Consider the following 20552-nt stretch of genomic DNA (forward strand, 5'->3'; position numbering starts at 1 on the left):
CTGATAAATGCTGGTTTTTTGGTTTACGAGAATTTACGTTTCTTTATAAAGGGTTTGTATATAATTGCATATAAGCCGAAATAATATCATATGAATATATAATTCGTTAGCCTTCATTAAACAGACAGAATGAAAAAATATTTACTCATTGGATTTTTCTTTGTTGGAGCAATTACAATGTTGGTAATGTCTCTACATTTTTTTCAGAATGACATATCTGGAATAATGAAATACAAAGAAGTCGCATCAAATACATTGTACAGGTTATGTTTTAAATCCCAAATTCTGTTTGGGATTATTGCCATTTTTACTGAACCAACACAATTTTTGACAAAATTGAGAATAAAGAGATTAAATGTACATAGGAGACTGGGATACATATATCTATTCTCGGTTCTAATTAGTTCAGTGATGGGATTAATAGTTGCACAATTTGCAATGGGTGGAATAGTTTCTACAATAGGATTTTCGATGCTAGCGGTATTTTGGTTTRTAACAGCTATCATTGCAATGAATGCAATAAGGAAAAAGCAAGTTAGAAAGCATAAAAAATGGATGTTTGTCAGTTATGGTTTAACTTTCGCTGCGATTACCCAAAGAACACTTTTGCTGATACCTCTATTAACAGATATAGAGTTTATATTTATTTACAAGCTTTCAGCCTGACTACCTTGGATATTGAATACAACTATAGCTTTGTATTTATTTAAAAAATCTGAGTTGAAAACATTGATAACTAATGTGGGAGAATAACTAAAAACAAAAGGCTAACAGTTTGTATATTAAATATATATTAGCTCTACGAAGTTTGCAACTTCGTAGCTATGTAAAAAGTGTTTAGCTATTTTTATACCAAAAAAGTAAGGTAACATTTTGCTCTGTTACGACACTTATATAAATAGCTAGCATTCATTTTCAGAATAATACAAAATGAAAATTGGAAAATATTTATCAATGATTTCAATATTGATCGCATTAGTTTTTGTGGTCCTAAAAATTCAGTTTGATGTTTCAACGTTCCATATAATGAAAGAAATAATGTCAAAAGGAGATTCATCGCCAAAATTGATTGCTGGAGGAATAAAGATCGTACTACTTTATGTTATTCCGGTTCTAATCTCATTACTTCTGAGCATTATTGGAATGAAAAGAAAAAATGCCTACAGAAAAATAGCTTTGACGGTTAACATATTGACAATAATTTATCTGATCATACCTGTCGGACTCATAATGTCTACTTTTTAGAAAATGAATATCAAATTGGAACAATATTATGATGGAGATCAAAATTGGTTAAAGTTTTCCGAATTATTTAATGAAATATGGGAAAATACCAAATTCCAAAATGAACTTTTGGAATTACTCAATGGAAAAGTAGATTTAGCCAGAGTAATATATTATCATAATCGTGAAAACAGCATTATTTGGTTGAATACAAAAGTACCTGCTTTAGATAACCTAACCCCAATAGAATGTTTAAATAATGAYTTATATATCAACAGACTAAAAGTTTGTCTGATGAGAATGAAATAAAAATGAAACTAGCGATTTGTATATTGCATATCTACTAGCGTTGTTTGTAATTAAAAGTAAATTCCTATAAAAGTGAGAAGCTTATTGATTTTCATATCGTGTGCTTTAATTTTTGGATGTCAAGATGATATTACAGGAATTCATATAGAAAAAATTGAATCTAATGAAATCCATTCAAAACTTATAACACATAAAGATAACTCTAATCATATTCTGGTGGTAGTTATTCCTGGTTCAGGAGGTAGTTATTTGCCAGATGAACACCTTTTCGGGTTAGTTCAAAGTGGATATGACGCTCTTTCTATTGCTTACGTTGGAGAAAGAGGCTTACCAAATAAAATTGAACAGGTTTCACTAGAGTACCTTAAAAAAACTATTGCTTTAGTAAAAAAGAGATTTCCTGAGCGGAAAATAGTTTTACTAGGAATTTCGAAAGGAGCGGAATATGCTCTGACCTTTGCTAGTAAATATAATATTATTGATGGAATAATATGTTATTCCCCAAGCTGCATTGTGTTACCAAACCACGTAGGCTTAAAGAAAAATGAACCCCAAAAATCTTCTTGGACTTTTAATGGAAAAGAAATTCCCTTCACTGAATTAGATTTTTTTAATGATGAAGCGGGAAAGATAACTTATAACAAGTATATTAAACCCGTTTTGGATGATGTAGAAGAATTAGCGGAATCTAGAATTAAAGTTGAAAACATCAAGTGTGATTTACTTCTCTTATCTGGAGAAAATGATTTAGTTTGGCCAGCAACAAGAATGTCGAATTTAATTCAATCAAAAATAGAAGAAGGCGATTCAAATATAAATGTAGAACATATATCTTACAAAAATTGCGGACACCAGTTTGTTTGGTTTGATAAAAAAGCTCCTGAAAATGCTCCACAATATCAATCAATGAACTTAACGGGTATAAAAAAACATAAATTTTTGTTCGGAGGCACAAAAGAATCTACAATCAATGCAATGATAGATTCTAGAATTAAAGTAATTGAATTCTTAAAGAAAATTGAAACTATACAAAACAAAGGCTAAAACGTTCATAATGGCTAAACGCCGCTACGCCATTTAGCCAGACCGCTAACAGCTTCAATAGACACTATTTTTTATATGATTCAACTTGAAGAAATAACATCAATTCCTACCTTTTCCAGTCAATTGGAAAATAAAATATTGTATTCTGATCATTCGGATACTATTTCGGTTCAGTATCAATCTACCTATACCATAAAATATGTTATGGATGGTGTGAAAAGGTATCATGTTAATAATCAGGATTTAAAAGTATCCAAATATGAATACCTAATTTTAAACAATAGCCAAATTATTACAGAAGCCAAAAAAGGAACAAAAGGGTTATCCTTGTTCTTATCGCCAACCCTCATGGATGAAATATCTCATTTTTATTTTGGTCATCATGATCCCGTAAAATTTCTCGAAGTCATTCAAAAAAACGCTAATCAAAAAGTCAAAAACGTACTCGATACACTAGTATACTTGTATCATAACGATAAGATCGGTTTACATCAACAGATGGAAGATCTATTCATGACCATATCTGAATTGATTATCCAAGAACAAGTTTCGATCGATGATAACTTTAAAAAGTTAAAAATAGTCAGACATAATACAAAGAGAGCCTTGTACAAATCAATCACCGAAACTAAAGAATATCTTAATGATAATTTTAGTGATAAAATATCGTTAGAGAGCATCAGTAAAGATATAGGAATTAGTAAATATTATTTACATAGACTTTTTAAAGAAATACATGGAAGCACGCCACTGGAATATGTAACAGCTATTCGGATAGCAAATGCAAAGAATAAGCTACAATATTCAAAGGAATCCATTTTTGAAATCGCCATCCAATCAGGTTTTGACAATACAGCTTACTTTTCTAATGTGTTTAAAAAGCATGTAGGATTATCACCAACACAATTTAGGAAAGCCATATAAATCAGCAAGATTTTATAACTACCTATCAAAAAGCGCTATTACTTTTGGTTTTAACAAGCTAAAGGTAGATGATAAAAAAAATAGCACATATTACAGATGTACATCTTGATGAATCACACCCATTTTTGGGCAAAACATCAGCAAGAAAACGGTTGGATAATATCATAGAAAGCATATTAGAGAATGATATTCATGATGTTGTATGTACAGGTGATATTGGTGAAAATGACGGTATTCCTTATTTCTTTAACCAGCTTACAAAACTGAATTTATCAATCACCTTAGGGAATCATGATAGTTTTACAAAGATTTCCGAGCATTATGACTTAGGTGCAGATTATAACTCAGGAAAAATGTATAGAAGCGTGGTAGAAAATGCCTTCAAGCTTATCTATTTAGACTCATCTTCAGGAATTATCGATGATCAACAAATGCAATGGTTAGAAAAGGAACTTATAACGTCTAAACCTATTGTTATTTTCGTTCATCATCCAATTATTGGACTTCCCCTAAAAGTAGATGATATAGGAAAGCTAGAAAACAGAGAAAACCTGAAAAATATATTTGAGAAAGTACCTAATAAAATTACTATTTATTGTGGTCACTATCATATGGATAGTACGATAGCATATAAGAATGTTCGACAATATATTACACCAGCAGTAGCTTTTCAAATTAAAAAAGACATTGACAATATAGAGATTGATACTACTGTTTACGGTTACAGAATTATTCAGCTTGATACTAAAGAACATTCTTCAAAAGTGATACTTCTACATGATGCAGACTAAAAAAGAATCTTTGGTGGAAAGTTTGGCGAATGTAACTGTTGGGTTTTTGGTCACCATACTTTCATTGCATATCATATTTCCGCTTTTGGGAATAGAAAGCCACTCCGGTAAAAATATCTTGATAACCATCTACTTAACAGTTCTGAGTGTCTTAAGAAACTATATATTAAGAAGATACTTTAATAAGAAACAACACCCCGATAAAAAATAATAAGAACGGCAAAAAACCAGCAATGGATTCATGCTGGTTTTTTGGTTGTGGAAATGTATGTTTATCCTTCGAATAATAATCTTCATTAAAGATTAAACCGTTACTACAATTTTCCCTTTTTGCACATTAGACTCCATATATTTATGCGCATCCACAATCTTATCAAAGGAAAATGTAGTATCTATAATGGGCTTTAGAGCACCTTCTTCAAACTTTGTAAACAAATACTCTTTTCCTTTTGCTAAGCTTTCAGGGTTTTTTGTGATTTCAAAAAGGGTATATCCTCGAATGCTCAGTCCTTTTTGTAAGGCTTGAAACAAAGGATAAGGTGTTGCTTCTGGTGACAACGCTCCATATTCAATAATGATTCCTTGATGAGCGGTTGCATTGGCCAGAGTTTCTAGATAACTACCACCAACAGGATCAAATACGATATCTACTCCTTTGTCATTGGTTATGATGTTTACGCTATCCTCTAAGTCTTCTTCATTCGTAACAATCACATAATCTACACCAGCATCCAGTAAAAATTGCTTTTTATCTTCAGTTCTGGTCGTAGCAATAACCACCAAACCTTCGGTTTTTGCAATTTGAATAGATGCCAAACCAACACTACTACTGGCAGCAGTAATTAGTATCACATCTTTTGCTTTGGCTTTGGCAAGTTCAATGATTGCGCCGTACGCTGTTAAATAGGCCATCCAAATAGAAGTTCCTTCTTCAGCGGTTAAATTGTCAGGGTATTTTACAACAGCATGTTCTGGAACAGTAGCAAACTCTCCATAAACACCATATTTTCCAATAGAGAAAGCAGGAATGGTACTAACTTTATCACCCACTTCAAAAGATGTTACTTGCGCTCCCACTGCTTCAATGGTTCCGCTAACCTCATACCCCAAACGAGAAGGAAATGTCGGAGATTCTAAATATTGCCCTTCTCTGAACATAACTTCTGCTCGATTTAATCCAATGGCATCTACTTTAATTGTGATTTCGTCTGCTATTGGATTTGGGATTGCTTCTTCTTCAATTTTCAAAACGTCAGCATTTCCTAGCTCATGAAAGCGGACGATTTTAGCATTTTTTCTAATCATTAGTTTGATATTTTAAAAAATTATTCATCCGCAAAGTTATTTTATTGGTTTATTTTTGACAAGTAGTTATATTTATGTAACGTAGTTATAAAAAAGTTACTTTTGTTGTAAATCAATAAGTTATAAAATGAAAAAAGTAAAAGAAATTGAAAATTCTATTGATGGATTACCTTGTGGAGTACGCACAACGATGTCTGTGATTGGTGGAAAATGGAAAATCAGAATTATTTATGCGCTTTATTTAGATATCAACAGATTTGGTGTTATGCACAGACATATCGAGAATATTAGTAAAAAAATGCTTACTGATTGTCTTAGAGAATTAGAAGCCGATGGAATTATAAACAGAAAAGTATTTGCGGAGGTTCCTCCGAGAGTAGAATATAGCTTAACAGAGCTTGGTAAAAGCTTAAATAAAATCATCAATGAATTGAATCATTGGGGTTTAGAAAATGGGCATAAACTTGATTACACTATTGAGAAGAAATAATGTGGTTACGGTTGGATAGAATTTAGGTTTCAGTCGTGTTCTATTAAGTTTAGGACTTCCCAATTATTTAAAAAGCAGGTAACATTTTGTACAGCAATGACACTTATATAAAACATTATACACAATCTATACTAAAGAATGAATAAAAGAATTTCCAAAATATCGAATGAAGTTCAAGACAGAGATTCCGTTGCTTGGAAAAAATTATGTGAATACATTGAACAAGTTGCTGAAAGCGGTTCTGACGAGTTTGTTCCAAGAGAAGTTCTTGGGGATGAATTATTTGCTCAAATTTTTACACTACCTGAATCAATTGGAAAGCTTAAAAAAGTTAAAAAAGTTGGACTCTATGGAAGTAATTTAAAAAGAATTCCACCCGAAATTGGAGAAATGGAATCGCTAGAATACTTCGATCCATATACTTCCTATAATTTACATTGGTTTCCTTTTGAGATATATAAGTGTAAAAACTTAAAGGATAGTAGAATTAGTACAAGAGCACTTTATGGGAATTATAAAAACCGAATGGGATTTCCCAAACTTGATCATAATCCTGTAAGGTATTTTGGGGATAAATTAAAGTGCAGTGTTTGTAATAAGGATTTGACATATGAAACCACAAATCAAAAGTGGATCTCAGCATATATTGGAACAGATACTATTCCTATGCTTGCAAACCTTTGTTCATCAGAATGTGAACAAAAGTTACCTATACCACCAGAGAATTATGTTCAAGTTCCACATAAAGGTGGAGCTGATTTAGTTCAACCGCTTGACGAAGATGAATTATGGGAAATTGAAATGGCGAAAAGAGAAAAAGCAGAAAAAGAAAATATCACTGAGCAGAAAACGGATGAACAAATAGACACTGAACCAGAAACAACAAAATTGGATGTATCTAAACTTCCGATTTTAAAACTGGTGCGAAAAATTTGGGAGAAATAAAGAAAATGAGAGATAAACATCGAATTCCGAAAATACTGAATGAACTAGAACGAATTTGGAAAGCTAATCCTGACTTTAGATTGGGACAACTTATTGTTGCTGTTGCAAAACCAAAAGAACTTTGCCCCGAAGTATTCTATATAGAAGATGAAGACCTAATGAACGGACTTTTGAAATTTGATAATAGAAAGGAATTAGAAACTGAAAAGCCAATAGCAATTCCTAATCGGAAAAAATACTCGAATGTTAGTAGAATTGATCCAAAAGAATTGACAATCGAACTATTAGAGAAATTCATAGCAGAAATTAAAATCTCTAATAAAAATATCGTGATTACTCCAATAAACCTCATGCAATTGAATGGAGCTCCTGTTTCTGATCAAACTTGGTTATTGAATCAAAAACCAAGGGTAAAAAAATTAAAGAAATTGCTAGTGGAATTGAAAGAAAATGGAATATTGATTGAACGGGAGTCAAAACAGGATTTTTGTGGAATAAAGGAAATAGGATATGATATAAAAAAATAAAAGCCAGTGTCTATAGTATATAAAAACGTACTAAACGCATTTTACATTAAACATTACCGTCGCTCTTCGAAGTTTGCAACTTCGAAATTATCTATTTTAGAACTTTAATAGTTATTGGGTCTTTAAATAATTGATAAAACATAGAAAGATAAATTTTCTATATAGGAATCATTATATGATATCACGAGAAAAATGAAAATTCAAATCACAATAACCATCCTCCTAGGATTCTTAAGTTCGATTTCTGCGCAAGTCGAAAATGAAAAGGATATGATTATTAAAAACAAAGTGAAAGAATCCATTGAAAAACATTGTTTTGCGGGTTCGAATTCTAGCTGTACTGCTATTTGGGAAACCTATGACAGACGAGGAAATGCAATCGAATGGAATATGGGAAGATTGGGAACTAGATACAAAATGGTTTATGATAAAAAGGATCGTAAAATCTTCACCATTTGGATAGACAAAATAGACACCACGAAAATAGATTCGTTTCCGCATATATATGACACAAATAATCAATTAATTAAAAGTGGAAAAGATACGTTTAGAAATTTTTATAACTCAAAACAGCAACTTATAAAACAACTAAGTGAAGATCAGCAAGCCGATGAGACTATAGTTTGTAAAACGAAAACCTTCGATTGGACACCTTTTGGGAAACTAAAAAGGAAAATTACGGAAACGGAGATCATTGATTCAACAAAACCTTCTGAATATGGAGAAGTAACGGTCTACCGTACAGAATATGAATATGATGGCAATCATAATGTATTCAAAGAAGTTTATTATAATGAAGATGTTATTAAAAATACAATCAGATATACCTATGATACTTCCAATCGATTAATAGAAAAGAGAGAAAAGAATAGTTTTAGAATCGAAATGATTAATCATAGGAAGTATGGTAATCGTTCAGATATTTCAGAACTAATAACGAGAATTTCGTATTATAAAAATGGCGCTATTAAAGAAAAATACACCTATTTCAGCGATCCTTGTATGAGTTTAGACAATCATTATTTGTACAAGCATTATTATCTGAACAATGGATTGTTAGAACGAGCTGATGCTTACGAAAAAGGAGATTTGGTGTATTCTATAAGTTATGAATATGAATACTATACTAAATAAAAAGCACTAACAAATTGTATATTATTTTGGCTATTTTAAGGTAGCAAAAGCATTATACAAAAAACATAGATAATCATTCTAATGAGAAAAATTGCATGCATATTAATAGGATTTTTTTGTTTACATACCAATGCTCAATTAATCAACGATGAGTCGTATTTGGATGTAGAGTTTTTAGAATTCAAAACCAATCTTTTGCATTGTGTTATCCGAAAGGACAAAGAAAAATTGAAAGACTTTCTAGCAGAGCATGTACTAGAAAGTAAAGATACTTGTGGATATCCCGGTTGTACTAAGGATGAATTTATCAAATATTATTTTGGAGAGTATCCAGATGAGTCTTGGAATCATATGCTTACTATTTTAAGATTTGGATTTAGTAGGATTGAAGATGAATACCCGAATAATATAGTCCCTCATGATAAAATAATATTTAAAGGGCCTTCCTATTTAAAAAAAGTAGATACGGATAACGAAATAATAGTACTTGGGGAAAATGTAAATATTAGAGAGACACCAAGCTTAAAAGGAAAGATCATAAGGCAAGCATCTTTCGAAAAATTTAGCTGTGACTGCAATATTACTACAATGAAAAAAAGCACCCATCAGCAAGTTGATGGTATAAATTGGCTGGAAATAAAACTTAAATCGGGAAAGGTTGGGTACATTTCAGCAGCGTTAACTTCTTATGCTCTAATAAAAGAAATGACGATTGCTAAGGTAAATGGAAAGTGGAAAATAATATCTTTTTTTAATGCTCCAGGTTGTTAGAAATTATTTTTAGAAGCTCACCGTTTTATAACGATGTATTCATACAGCCAAACTTCCAATAGTAATAAAAATTCAATCAAATTAGCTACTTTTACTTAATCCACTCTTGAAATCTCTATAAAAATGAGTAGTGAATTAATCTTAAAAAACATTGGTCGTTTTATAGAGCTAACTCAAGAAGAACAGGATCTGTATGTTTCTTTATTAAAGGAAAAGAAACTTAAAAAAAAGGAATTTCTACTAAGACCTGGCGAAATAGCTAGGTATAATTACTTTACCGCGCAAGGCTGCTTAAAAATCTATAAAATAGATAATAATGGGACAGAACATATCACCATGTTTGCAATTAAAGATTGGTGGTCTGGAGATTTGGCAAGTTATATCACTCAGCAACCTTCCAACTATTTCATTCAAGCACTCGAAGATTCTGAAGTGTTACTCATGTCAAAAGAAAATTTTGATTTGCTATTTGAAAAAATTCCAAAGTTTGAACGTTTTTATAGAATCTTATATCAAAGATCACTAGTATCTTTTATCCAGCAATCGGATCAAAATATTTCGCTAAACGCTGAAGAACGATACTATAACTTCATCAAAAAATATCCTTCTTTGATCCATCGAATTTCTCAAAAAAATATCGCCGCTTACTTAGGTGTTACTCCCGAATTTTTGAGTGTACTGCGAAAAAAGTTGTCCTCAAAGTAATTTTCTTAATGTACATTATTTTTCTCTATGGCAAAGAGCTAGTTCTTTGTAGTAGCTAAAAAATCAATAGCATTTTTGGTAACCACTATCGATTTTTTAACCAATTTATAGAATTCAAATGTATAACAATAGTAACAAGAGAAAAGATGAAAAATATAATCGCATTAGGAGGAAGTAATAGTAAAAATTCCATCAATAAAACATTGGCAGTTTATACCGCGAATAAAGTTGAAAATACAACAGTACAGGTTGTTGATTTAAATGAATATGAATTACCTCTTTATGGAGTAGATTTTGAAACGGAACATGGAATTCCAGAGAATGCCAAACAGTTGAATAATCTCATAACATCAACAGATGGATTCGTTATAGCACTTGCTGAACATAACGGTTCATATACAGCATCTTTTAAAAACACATTGGATTGGTTATCTAGAATTGACATGAAGGTATGGAAGGATAAACCCATGTTGTTATTAGCAACTTCTCCTGGTGGTAGAGGAGGAAAAACAGTCTTGGAATCTGCCAAATCTTATTTTCCATATTTAGGAGGTACAGTTATAGCAGATTTTTCATTACCAAATTATTATGACTCTTTTGTAGAAAATGAAATTACGAATGTTGAATTTAAAGAAGAATTGAGCGAGAAAATCCAACTTTTTGAACAGCATTTGAATAGCTAAATATAATACTAACTGTATAAACAGCAGCAACTTTGGTCAAGTGTCAAAGTTGCTTTTTTTATATTTACGTATAAAGGATATCAAACGATCGTAATTTTAATATACAATTCAATTATATTCTTATACTAAACACTTCAATTAATTTAAAAATGAAAGAAATACGTTCAGAAATCGTAGGGCAATTAGAACAAGATGAAGAATTTGAAGAATGGTGGTATGGTGGTATGGTGGAGATATCGTGGTGCCACTGTTTAAAAACGAGGAATTACCAGTGACATTTACAGGTTTTATTCCCGAAGAAGATGTGTCCTTTATAAGAGAAGCTGATACCGCTTTAAAAAACCTAACTGAAATACAAGATGCTAGAACCGTAACGAATTTAGTGTATCAGAATTGTATTGATTTTGTAAATGGATTAGAAGAAGAATATCACGACGAATTTCAGGAATTTCTGAATATCAAAAATAGATCCGATATCTGGAAGTACATCTCTTTTAATGAGATTCATGTAGAAAGAAGATTATGGTCGGATAAAGATGTGTATGTAAGTATAAAATGTAATTGTAATTGGGAAGAAGAACATGGACTTCAACTAGTATTTAGACAAGGTAAAATGCTTACACGTATTAGTGGAATCGACGGACATATAACAGAAGCGGATGCCTACGGAAAAGAGGATAGTGAAGACTTCTTGTTAAATGAATATAATAAAACGTATTGCTAGATAGAGATGTAAGTCGAATATTGTGAATTTTGATGTTTTTGTTACCAATACACAAAAAGCCAAAATATTAGAGTAACATTTTTCGAATATATGATACCTATAAGAAATCTTAAAGTCATGATATCTAGTAAACTACATTTTTTATTGGTAATAGTACTACTATGTTATAGCTGTACAAATACTACGAAAACCGAGAATACAATAGTTGAAGAAAAAGACAGTATTTCTCTTACTGATGCACAAAAATTAGAATTGGCTGCAGAAGGCAATCAAGTAGGAAAAGCAACACTTACAACGAGGGATAGTACGTTTATTGAAACCGATTCTTTTAGGGGGAAATTATTAGTGGTTGATTTTTGGGCAACCTGGTGTTCTGGTTGTGTTATCGATGCTCCATATTTTAAGGAAATCGCAGAAAAATATGAAAATGAAAATGTAGCGTTTATCTCCATATCCATTGATAGTGACTTCTCAACATGGAAGAAGTTTCTAATAGAAAATGATTGGAAAGGAAATCACTTTTGGCACGGAAGGTACAAGAATGATGATTTTTCTTATTTATTATATTCAAAACCACCTTTTGAAAGCAAATGGGATGTAGCAATCGCTCTTCCCAAATATGTCATCATATCACCAAGTGGTAAGATTTTAAGCAATGTCTATATGAGGCCTAGAGAGCCAGAATTTGAGATCAAAATTAAAAAATATTTGAATTTATGAAACACCTTTCATACTTTTGTGAAAGGACTTTCATAAATAATAAAAATGATTGATGTATTAAATGATTTAGGATATCTTGCAGGAGCTTCAAGGTTTCGTAGAATAAGTGAAAAACTACAACAAGATGGTGATAAGATTTATGCTGATGCTAAAATCAGATTCAAAGCAAGCTGGTTTTCGGTTTATTACGTATTAGCAAAATCAGATTCTTCTCAAACCATACTTGAAATCTCTAATCAAATTGACTTTTCTCACATTACGGTAAAAAATATTTTACGAGAATTAAAAAAAGAAGAGCTGGTTAGCATAAACCCTAATCCCAATGACAAGCGTTCGAAATTGGTTGAACTCACCAAAAAAGGGAAAGCACTACAAAAGCAACTCGAACCTTTATGGCTTTCGTTTTCAAATACGTTGAAGGACCTTTTCTCAATAGGACATCCAGATATGATTAATATTTTGAATAGGTTGGATTGGGAGATCAATAATAAACCAATAAATAAACGTATTCATCAAGCAAAGGATGAGTTTATAAAAATCGTTGATTATAAGCCTAGTTTAAAAAAATATTTCTATGAATTGGCTGGACCTTGGTTGTTAGAAGTGCTACAAGGGGAATTAGAAGAAGATGATAAATTTACTTTAAACAATCCGGAAAAAGCTTATTTAGAAAAGGGTGGATTTCTGTTTTACGCAAAATTTAAGAATGAAATTGTAGGTTGTGTAGCATTAAAGAGATTAGATGACGAGACTTTTGAGTTTGCGAAATTATTTATCAATCCAAAATTTAGAAAGCTTGGAATAGCAACAAAATTAATTGAACGTTGCATAAGTCGTTGCTTGGAAAATGATGCTAAAGAATTGTGGCTACAAACTACGATGAGTATGCCTAAAGCTCACAAGCTATACTACAAACTTGGCTTTAATGATAGAGTATCACCACCACAAATGGATGTTCTGAAAAGAACTGAAAAAATCATGTGTCTTCCGCTATGATTCATATAGTTGGTATAGCTTTAGGCATTAATTTACTTTCAATGACTATGAAAAATATCTTCCTATTAAGATTACTGTCATTAATTGCTAATTCAATTTATATGATTTATGGTCTATTATTAAATGCACCACCGTTTATAATTGGTTGTGGAATTGCGATTATAATTCAAGGGTTTCATTTGTTAAAACTAAAACAATCACAAAAAGTATTGATTACCAGAAATATAGAAAAGTGATTGAATAACTAATCTCAGTATACGCTAATACCTAAAGAGAACAAACTGTTCATATTAATTATCATATATACTTGCATAGAAAAAGATAGTTGCCAATTCAAAAAATAAAAAAAGTGGGTAACATTTAGCTTTGTTCTGATACTTATATAAAATGTCTTATTTCATATAAAGAATAAAATGAAACAAGGTAAAGTGACAAGATGAAGTAATGTTTTACTTCAGTACAACACCAACTTTTATAAAACGGTAACTAATGAACAAAAATATTTTTTACGGTATTATTCGATTGGCTCTTACACTATTCATTGGATATAGATTTATCAATTCGATGCTACACTTTAATATTGAAACTGAAGTAACAAATCCTGATTCCTTAGGAACGAAGTTGGGTTTGATTTTTATAGTTGTCTTATGTACTCTAATACTATTTTACAACGTTATTGTTTCAATTAGGATGCTATTAGATAAACCTTTACAATTTAATTCTTTTTACTGGAAATTTATTTACTGGATTTTATCACCGCCATTTCTATTATTTTTAGTATTTATCCTTAAAAGATTTTTTATGGTTACACCAATCTCTATTGGTCGAACCATCATATTGACTTTTGTTATCTTGGCAGGGCTATTTTTTATCATAAAAGACCTTCGAAAAGTAAAGCGGACTATTTTAGATTGAAAAAATGATTTATTAAAAAAGCATAGTAACATTTTTACGTACTATAACACGTATATTAAAGCACATAATCATTTAAAGAGATGAACTTTAAAAAGATAGGATTAGTAGTAGCTACTTTTTTGTTATTTGTCTTAGTTAATACAAGATACTTTTGGGATGCTAAACTAGAAGCTTTTGCACTTCCAGTATTTATAGCGCTAATATTGGTATTTTTTGTACTATGTGCATTGGTGGTTATTCAGATATTATTTTTGTTCGCCGAAAATTTTAGAAATATAAAAAGACTTTTTACAGTAGTTTTCGTAACATTCATCCTGATACTAATATTTTTAAGACCAAGAGGTGTAATAGACTTTTACAAGTTCGAAGCAAAAGATGTATTATTTGCACAAAGAGAAGGCGTAGCAAATTGCATGACGACTTTACAATTAAAAGAGAATAATACATTCAAAGAGCGTAGTGTTTGTTTTGGTGTTAGTGAGGTTACAGGATCTTATAGAGTAAAGAATGATACTATATTTTTTCATGACATTAATCTAAATAGATCTGAGAATAGTTACTATGAGTATGCCGTAATCAAGCCTTCAATTTATGAAGTTGATCGAAATGCTATTATGAGATATGAAGAAAAAGATAGTATTGGTAGTGAACTTTGGGTAGTGTTCAACAAGCTTGACAATGAAATACCAATAAAACAAAATCATTAAAATCACTTAAGCAATTCTAATTTCTAAAAATACATATGATGGATATTATATTTTAATTAAGTATAATACTTTTTAAAACAAAAAGTTAATATTCTGTTTACAAAAAAAACAAAATTAGGAGGTAACATTTTGCGTTCTTTTGGTACTCATAAGAAACCTTATAAAACATCAATCTGATCAAATGAAAGTATACGGAAAATGTAAATGTTGCGGCCATGAAATGCAATATACTACGAATGCATATACGAGGGTAGAATTTGCTATCCAAGAGGGAGAATCGAAAAAAATAAATTGCGAAAAGTGTGGAGCGGATTCAGAATTTAGTGTAGATGAATTGTATACAAAACCTTCAAAAATAGCTCAAATTGGAGCTGGATTAATTTTTCTAATAGGAACGCCATTGATGTTCTTTTTAATAAATCCAGTTTTTACAGGAACTCAAAGCCATTATTCGATTTATTTTGTTGGAGGTTTCTTGTTAGTTCCTGTCGTGGCGTATGCAATTATCAATAAACAAGATCAAACAAGAGTTAGTGATTTCAATAGACGAAAACTAAAAGGTAGAACCCATCATATTTGAAATAAAAACAAAACACAAAATGAAAAAATATATAATAGTATTACTGGTTTTACTATCAATATTAGGATTTTCTCAAGAGAAGGATTTTTCGAGGATTCCACAGATCCAAACCAAGGCTACGTATACAACAGAAGTTGCACCTGATAAAATAGTACTATCTATTTTACTAAAAGAAAGTAATACAAGAGGGAAAGTTTCAGTGGAGGAATTAGAAAAGCGATTGGAAATGGTTTTACAATCGAATGATATAGATATACAAAGTCAATTAAGGCTTGTTACACTTTCTAGTAATTTTAGAAGCTTTTTCTTAAAAAAGACAGATGTTTATAAGTCGAAAAGTTACGAGTTAGAACTAAAGGACCTAAAGCTTGTGGGCAAAATACTAAGAGATTTAGAGTCGCAAAAAATATCGAATGTAGATCTTTCCAAAACAGAATATACCAAGTTAGAAGAACTGAAAATTGAACTCAAATCAAAAGCAGTTTTAAAGGCAAAAAAACAAGCAGAAGAAATGGCAAAAGCGCTCAATCAAAGTATTGGAAAAGCAATCTTCATTTCTGATGTAGAGTCAAATATAAATGCATATCAAAGAGGAGTAAATGGTTTGAATGTAAGAAGATATAGCGCGGCAAGGATGGCAGCAGCGTATGAAGTAAATCGAGCAGAAGCAGAGTTAGAAGTAGAATTTGATAAGATAAAGGTTGCTGCAACGGTTACGGTGCACTTTAGATTAGAATAAAAACAACCAGTTAGACTTGAAAATTTAAAATGAATCTTGAACTATTATAATAGACGTTTCAGAAAAGAATATAGGGGAAAGTAATTCTGTGAGCTTTATGTAGCAATGCTAAGATTGGAGGAAATGAAAAAATAAATGAAAGAAATTGGAATAATAACACTGTCAATTATCCTAGTGAATGGAATTGTTAGTTATAAGGGACTAAAAGATTTGGTGTTCTTCAATAAATTCTTGTTCAATGTAGATCAAATTTTAATTCACAAAGATTATAAAAGATTAATTACATCAGGGTTTTTACATGGAGACTGGACGCATTTTGGCTTTAACATGATTACCTTGTATCTCTTTAGCAGAGGTTTAGAAGAAGCTATAGGAATACCTGCATTCATAACTGTATATTTTGGAAGCTTAATCGGAGGTAATTTGTTAGCGCTTTATATTCATAGAAAACATCCTGATTATTCTGCAATTGGAGCTTCTGGAGCAGTTAGCGGGTTAGTTTTTGCATCAATCGGATTATTTCCTGGAATGGAAATCGGATTTATTTTTCTGCCAGTTTTTATTCCTGCTTGGCTTTATGGAATAGCTTACGTTTTATATTCTATTTATGGAATTAAAACACAAAAAGACAATATAGGACATGAAGCACATTTAGGAGGTGGAATTGTTGGAATCCTTATGGCAATTGGAATACATCCAAATATTATCTATGTGAATTATCTTCCTATAATTCTGATCTTAATACCATCATTAACTTTTTTATATCTCATTAGTAGAAAACCTCATTTATTGATAGTTCAGAATCCTTTTTCAAAGTCAAAAAATGTATACACCTTAGAAGATAGATATAATTCAAATAAAGTTTCAAAACAGAACGAATTAGACAAAATTTTGGATAAGATCAATAAAAAAGGTTACGATAAACTATCAAAAAAAGAAAAGGAAAAACTCGATCGATTATCGAAGTAGAGTACTCTTTGGATGACTGATCTGGAGTATCGCTAAATACGTAATTCATAGATTTCTATGAAAAAGTTTTTTTTATAAATGAAAAAACAAAACCTATATCTCAATCTCTTTCTAGTTTTGCAAAGCCGACAGTCTTTCTGTAGATATCTGGAGATACACCTACTTTCTTCTTGAAGAAGCGACTAAAATAAAATTCATCTTCATAACCTAATAGGGCTGCCACTTGTTTTACCGGTTTAGATGTTAAATACAACTCTCGTTTCGCTTCTATAATAATTCTATTGGATATTAAGGACGTAGGAGTTTGGTTGAGGTATTTTTTAGAAATACTGGCCAATGTTTTTGGACTTACACATAGTTCATCTGCATATTCTTGTGGGGAATGTAACCGTTTATAATTATTTTCAATAGCATCTACCAAATTTTGTAGGAGCTCAGATTGATTATCTAAGAATTTAGGAACTATAGTTTTATCAAACTGTTTTTTCTGTCGCACAGCTTCAATCAAAAGAACTTTTAAAAAAGCGACAAGTACTTCATGTTGCGCAATAGAATTGCGATTCATTTCTTCAGAGATTTGATTAATCAGATTATAAAACAAAGTTTCTTTAGCTATTTCAAAATAAGGAAGACCATAAAAATTGTTAAACAATATACCTTCTGTTTCTATTTCATTTTGATGTCGATATGTGCAGAAAAAATCAGGATGAAAATTCAATAACCATCCAGTACATTTTTCTGAAGACGTAATCATAAATGGCTGATAAGGAGCCAAACAAATCAATTGATTTCCACTTAATTCATAGGTTGAGAAATCGGCCTTTAATGTAAAATGATTCCCTTTTAATAAAATAATCGAATAATAATTTTTGCGTTGTATGTGATCAAAATGACTTAGCTCATCAAATTGCTCTAACCGAAAAGCAAGTTCACCATTTTGTTTATCAATAATTATTTGTGCCATACTATTTCTTAATCAAAGAAAGGAGTGTTATTTACACTCCTTTCTAAATATATTAATTATTTCGAAGCTAGAATTTTTATTTTTTGAATGGCAGATACGTCAAAACCATCAAGAATAATAGGAGCATTTTCCATTAGCGCAGCTGCTATTTTGCCTGTTAGATGAGTATCTCTGCCAGAGTCTGCAGTAAAAGTATCGAAAATAGCATAGGTTTGAGAATCTATTTTTATAGCATACCAAGATAGGGTTTCGGGTTCATCACTTACCAATTGAGCACCTGTGTTTAAAAATTTTTCAACTACAGTTGTTTCTCCTTGCTTTGCTTTCATTGTAACAAATAAACCTTTGTTTTGAATACCTACTTTATGATTAGCAGCAATTAAGTTCACAGTCTTAATGTCGGTATTTGGATTAAAGTTCTCCAATAAACTTTCTGCATTTTCTAATAAAACCTTAGCTATTTCACCCGTTAAATGCTTTTGCCGGCCTGATTCAACTTCGAATGTGTCGTAAATACCGAAGGTACGATCATCGATTTGAAAAGCGAACCATGATAGCGTTTGAGGTTCTTGGTTTACTAGATCCAATCCGCTAAAAAGAAAGTCTTTTACAGCTTCTTCTTTTCCAGGCTTTGCCTTCATAATAACTAATAATCCAATGTTTTCTTTTTTTGTGTCCATAGTACTTGTGTTTTTAGAGTTTGAAAATGTTTGAATAGTAATTCCTAAAAGGATAATTAATAGTGCTAATCTTAGTGGGATTTTTGTTTTCATTTTTTTTGTTTTATCGTTGCAATGCAAAGTTGAGGCGAAATAGAAGTTCTCAGAATGGATAACCAGTACTAATGCATGGACAATTTTCTAATAAATAAGCATGTCGGAATTAGTTACCTTTATATTTTCTTTTAATATGTAATCTACACCTTACACATAATTAAAAATCAAGAAGTACATGAAAACAAATTGGTTCATAGGAATTTTATTTTGTTCCATATTATTTGCTTGTAATGGGCAAAAGGATGATCGATTTATTTTTTTTCTTCATAACCGATTTCTGGAAGAGCATACACTAAAAGAATCTCATCCACAATATGGAAGAACTCAATACAATGAGATTCTGAAAGCTTTTGAAAATAGCGGATTCAATGTTATTAGTGAACAAAGAAAAGGAAATGTAAATGCGCGTACATATGCTATTGGAGTTGTGAACCAAATCGATAGTTTGCTACAAAACGGCATAACACCTCAAAAGATTACTGTGGTTGGAACTTCTAAAGGTGGATATATTGCGCAATACGTTTCTACCTTAGCAAACAATCCTAATTTAAATTTTGTATTTATTGCTAGTTTCAAGAATAGTGATATTCAGGATATTCCTGAAATTAATTATTGCGGAAATATTTTGACGATTTATGAAAAATCTGATCCCTTTGGTGTCTCAGCAATCGAACGGAAAGAAAATTCCACTTGTACTATTGAGAATTTTAAAGAAATAGAATTAAATACAGGAATGGAACATGGATTTTTATTCAAACCTTTAAAAGAATGGATAAAGCCTACGATGCAATGGGCAAATGGTAATTATAAGATGAATTAGACTTTTGTTGAATACCATAAATTGATTTAAGAATCAAAACCTAATAAGAATTATAATGAAGGCTAATCAAATTTAAAAAGTTCAAATGACTAGAATCAGCTATTTTATTATTTTTTTCTTAACCTTTAATTCCTGTGCTTCTTATCAAAAAAATGAGATTCTGGAGTTAATTGTCCGTAATGAGTTTTTAGACCCTCCAAAAGCGTACGATATGCTAATAGAGGATTTTGTGAAGACAGGTTTAATCGATAGTTTGAAAATTATAGGCAGACCGATTAGCATTCCTAAACTAGAGTTTGAAATAGATACTTTACGTATACATCAAATGGGAATTTCAATGAGTCTTATACAAGAGAATTTGAAAAAGATTGATCCATCAAAAGGTATCGATGAGATCATACATCAGTACATAACAACGGAATCTGGTCAAGAAATTCCGCTAAGTGCTGTTTGTAAAGCATATCTGAAAGCGGGATATTATAAACCTGAAATATTCGCTTCAATACCTGAAACTTATTATTATAAGGATGAGAAAGTAGTAAAAATAGTATTCTATCCAAAGAAAGATAATACAAAGAGACTTATTGAATTTACAAATGAATATTTCAATATGGGGGCAAATAAAAAATGGGATATCGAAATTATAAATTAAAACGGATGATCTTGAAGTAATCTTTAAAAAACATTGTAATTTTCCTACCTTAGTGACTTTTCAGAATATTTCCTTCAGAAAATTCTGTAACGAATCACACAAATATCTTAGTACTTCATCAAAATGAACTCAGAAATA

At 31.0% G+C, this 20552-nt stretch carries 28 protein-coding genes; 25 read left to right on the forward strand and 3 right to left on the reverse strand.

From position 1 onward, the window contains the following. Positions 1-129 precede the first annotated feature (129 nt). The 7 genes from GBO31_RS05645 to GBO31_RS27380 all read left to right on the forward strand — a co-directional run bounded on the left by GBO31_RS05645 (position 130) and on the right by GBO31_RS27380 (position 4503). A complete protein-coding gene (locus GBO31_RS05645) occupies positions 130-666 on the forward strand; it encodes a DUF2306 domain-containing protein (protein ID WP_219007354.1) in 537 nt (178 codons plus the stop codon). A gap of 264 nt (positions 667-930) precedes the next feature. Beyond that, complete coding sequence (locus GBO31_RS05650) at positions 931-1245, forward strand: hypothetical protein (protein WP_219007355.1); 315 nt, start codon at positions 931-933, stop codon at positions 1243-1245. Positions 1246-1248: 3 nt separating this feature from the next. After that, positions 1249-1533: a hypothetical protein gene (locus tag GBO31_RS05655; protein ID WP_219007356.1), complete on the forward strand. Its 285-nt coding sequence runs from the start codon at positions 1249-1251 to the stop codon at positions 1531-1533. Positions 1534-1605: 72 nt separating this feature from the next. Further along, positions 1606-2577 carry an acyl-CoA thioester hydrolase/BAAT C-terminal domain-containing protein gene (locus tag GBO31_RS05660; RefSeq protein WP_219007357.1) on the forward strand — a complete coding sequence of 324 codons (972 nt, stop codon included), beginning with the start codon at positions 1606-1608 and terminating at the stop codon, positions 2575-2577. Positions 2578-2652: 75 nt separating this feature from the next. Beyond that, positions 2653-3501, forward strand: a complete 849-nt coding sequence (locus GBO31_RS05665) for a helix-turn-helix transcriptional regulator (RefSeq protein ID WP_219007358.1) — start codon at positions 2653-2655, stop codon at positions 3499-3501. A gap of 68 nt (positions 3502-3569) precedes the next feature. Then, on the forward strand, positions 3570-4292 hold the full coding sequence (locus tag GBO31_RS05670; RefSeq protein ID WP_219007359.1) for a metallophosphoesterase family protein: 723 nt from the start codon (positions 3570-3572) through the stop codon (positions 4290-4292). Continuing rightward, positions 4282-4503 carry a DUF7220 family protein gene (locus GBO31_RS27380; RefSeq protein ID WP_429725701.1) on the forward strand — a complete coding sequence of 74 codons (222 nt, stop codon included), beginning with the start codon at positions 4282-4284 and terminating at the stop codon, positions 4501-4503. The genes GBO31_RS05670 and GBO31_RS27380 overlap by 11 nt, the downstream gene beginning before the upstream one ends. A 92-nt stretch (positions 4504-4595) precedes the next feature. On the opposite strand, the gene GBO31_RS05675 is transcribed toward GBO31_RS27380, so the two are convergent. After that, positions 4596-5597: a zinc-dependent alcohol dehydrogenase family protein gene (locus GBO31_RS05675; RefSeq protein WP_219007360.1), complete on the reverse strand. Its 1002-nt coding sequence runs from the start codon at positions 5595-5597 to the stop codon at positions 4596-4598. A 127-nt stretch (positions 5598-5724) separates the two neighbouring features. Here GBO31_RS05675 and GBO31_RS05680 point away from each other — a divergent pair, with 127 nt between their 5' ends. The 16 genes from GBO31_RS05680 (at position 5725) to GBO31_RS05755 (ending at position 17202) form a co-directional block, all read left to right on the forward strand. Beyond that, a complete protein-coding gene (locus tag GBO31_RS05680) occupies positions 5725-6087 on the forward strand; it encodes a winged helix-turn-helix transcriptional regulator (RefSeq protein ID WP_219007361.1) in 363 nt (120 codons plus the stop codon). A gap of 138 nt (positions 6088-6225) precedes the next feature. Then, positions 6226-7032: a hypothetical protein gene (locus GBO31_RS05685; protein WP_219007362.1), complete on the forward strand. Its 807-nt coding sequence runs from the start codon at positions 6226-6228 to the stop codon at positions 7030-7032. A 5-nt stretch (positions 7033-7037) separates the two neighbouring features. Further along, complete coding sequence (locus GBO31_RS05690) at positions 7038-7559, forward strand: hypothetical protein (protein ID WP_219007363.1); 522 nt, start codon at positions 7038-7040, stop codon at positions 7557-7559. Between the two features lie 192 nt (positions 7560-7751). Then, positions 7752-8693, forward strand: a complete 942-nt coding sequence (locus GBO31_RS05695; RefSeq protein WP_219007364.1) for a hypothetical protein — start codon at positions 7752-7754, stop codon at positions 8691-8693. An 81-nt stretch (positions 8694-8774) separates the two neighbouring features. Next, entirely contained in the window at positions 8775-9464 is a 690-nt protein-coding gene (locus GBO31_RS05700) for an SH3 domain-containing protein (RefSeq protein ID WP_219007365.1), read from the forward strand. A gap of 123 nt (positions 9465-9587) precedes the next feature. Then, the gene (locus tag GBO31_RS05705) at positions 9588-10169 is read left to right on the forward strand and encodes a Crp/Fnr family transcriptional regulator (RefSeq protein ID WP_219007366.1); all 582 of its coding nucleotides are present in this window, start codon (positions 9588-9590) and stop codon (positions 10167-10169) included. Between the two features lie 146 nt (positions 10170-10315). Next, positions 10316-10852: an NADPH-dependent FMN reductase gene (locus GBO31_RS05710; protein WP_219007367.1), complete on the forward strand. Its 537-nt coding sequence runs from the start codon at positions 10316-10318 to the stop codon at positions 10850-10852. Positions 10853-11060: 208 nt separating this feature from the next. Then, a complete protein-coding gene (locus GBO31_RS05715) occupies positions 11061-11576 on the forward strand; it encodes a DUF6985 domain-containing protein (protein WP_246615777.1) in 516 nt (171 codons plus the stop codon). Between the two features lie 117 nt (positions 11577-11693). After that, positions 11694-12296, forward strand: a complete 603-nt coding sequence (locus GBO31_RS05720) for a TlpA family protein disulfide reductase (RefSeq protein WP_219007368.1) — start codon at positions 11694-11696, stop codon at positions 12294-12296. Between the two features lie 45 nt (positions 12297-12341). After that, positions 12342-13292, forward strand: coding sequence for a bifunctional helix-turn-helix transcriptional regulator/GNAT family N-acetyltransferase (locus tag GBO31_RS05725; protein WP_219007369.1), 951 nt, complete (start codon positions 12342-12344; stop codon positions 13290-13292). 47 nt (positions 13293-13339) lie between these two features. Then, positions 13340-13528 (forward strand): hypothetical protein, encoded by a 189-nt coding sequence (locus GBO31_RS05730; RefSeq protein ID WP_219007370.1) that lies wholly within the window; start codon positions 13340-13342, stop codon positions 13526-13528. 253 nt (positions 13529-13781) lie between these two features. Next, on the forward strand, positions 13782-14207 hold the full coding sequence (locus GBO31_RS05735; RefSeq protein WP_219007371.1) for a hypothetical protein: 426 nt from the start codon (positions 13782-13784) through the stop codon (positions 14205-14207). An 80-nt stretch (positions 14208-14287) separates the two neighbouring features. Beyond that, a complete protein-coding gene (locus tag GBO31_RS05740) occupies positions 14288-14914 on the forward strand; it encodes a hypothetical protein (RefSeq protein WP_219007372.1) in 627 nt (208 codons plus the stop codon). A 181-nt stretch (positions 14915-15095) separates the two neighbouring features. Continuing rightward, positions 15096-15494 carry a hypothetical protein gene (locus GBO31_RS05745; protein WP_219007373.1) on the forward strand — a complete coding sequence of 133 codons (399 nt, stop codon included), beginning with the start codon at positions 15096-15098 and terminating at the stop codon, positions 15492-15494. A gap of 19 nt (positions 15495-15513) precedes the next feature. Continuing rightward, positions 15514-16233, forward strand: a complete 720-nt coding sequence (locus GBO31_RS05750) for an SIMPL domain-containing protein (protein ID WP_246615778.1) — start codon at positions 15514-15516, stop codon at positions 16231-16233. Between the two features lie 135 nt (positions 16234-16368). Further along, on the forward strand, positions 16369-17202 hold the full coding sequence (locus tag GBO31_RS05755; protein WP_219007374.1) for a rhomboid family intramembrane serine protease: 834 nt from the start codon (positions 16369-16371) through the stop codon (positions 17200-17202). A 100-nt stretch (positions 17203-17302) separates the two neighbouring features. Here the strand turns inward: GBO31_RS05755 and GBO31_RS05760 are convergent, their stop codons facing one another. Both GBO31_RS05760 and GBO31_RS05765 read right to left on the reverse strand, forming a co-directional pair. Further along, positions 17303-18166: a helix-turn-helix domain-containing protein gene (locus GBO31_RS05760; RefSeq protein ID WP_219007375.1), complete on the reverse strand. Its 864-nt coding sequence runs from the start codon at positions 18164-18166 to the stop codon at positions 17303-17305. Positions 18167-18222: 56 nt separating this feature from the next. Then, entirely contained in the window at positions 18223-18939 is a 717-nt protein-coding gene (locus tag GBO31_RS05765) for a putative quinol monooxygenase (protein WP_219007376.1), read from the reverse strand. 178 nt (positions 18940-19117) lie between these two features. Here GBO31_RS05765 and GBO31_RS05770 point away from each other — a divergent pair, with 178 nt between their 5' ends. Then, positions 19118-19762, forward strand: a complete 645-nt coding sequence (locus GBO31_RS05770) for an alpha/beta hydrolase (protein ID WP_219007377.1) — start codon at positions 19118-19120, stop codon at positions 19760-19762. Between the two features lie 85 nt (positions 19763-19847). Then, entirely contained in the window at positions 19848-20414 is a 567-nt protein-coding gene (locus GBO31_RS05775; RefSeq protein ID WP_219007378.1) for a hypothetical protein, read from the forward strand. The last annotated feature ends 138 nt before the right edge of the window (positions 20415-20552 follow it).

It is taken from the genome of Aquimarina litoralis (genome assembly GCF_019295435.1).
Taxonomy (GTDB): Bacteria; Bacteroidota; Bacteroidia; order Flavobacteriales; family Flavobacteriaceae; genus Aquimarina; species Aquimarina litoralis_A.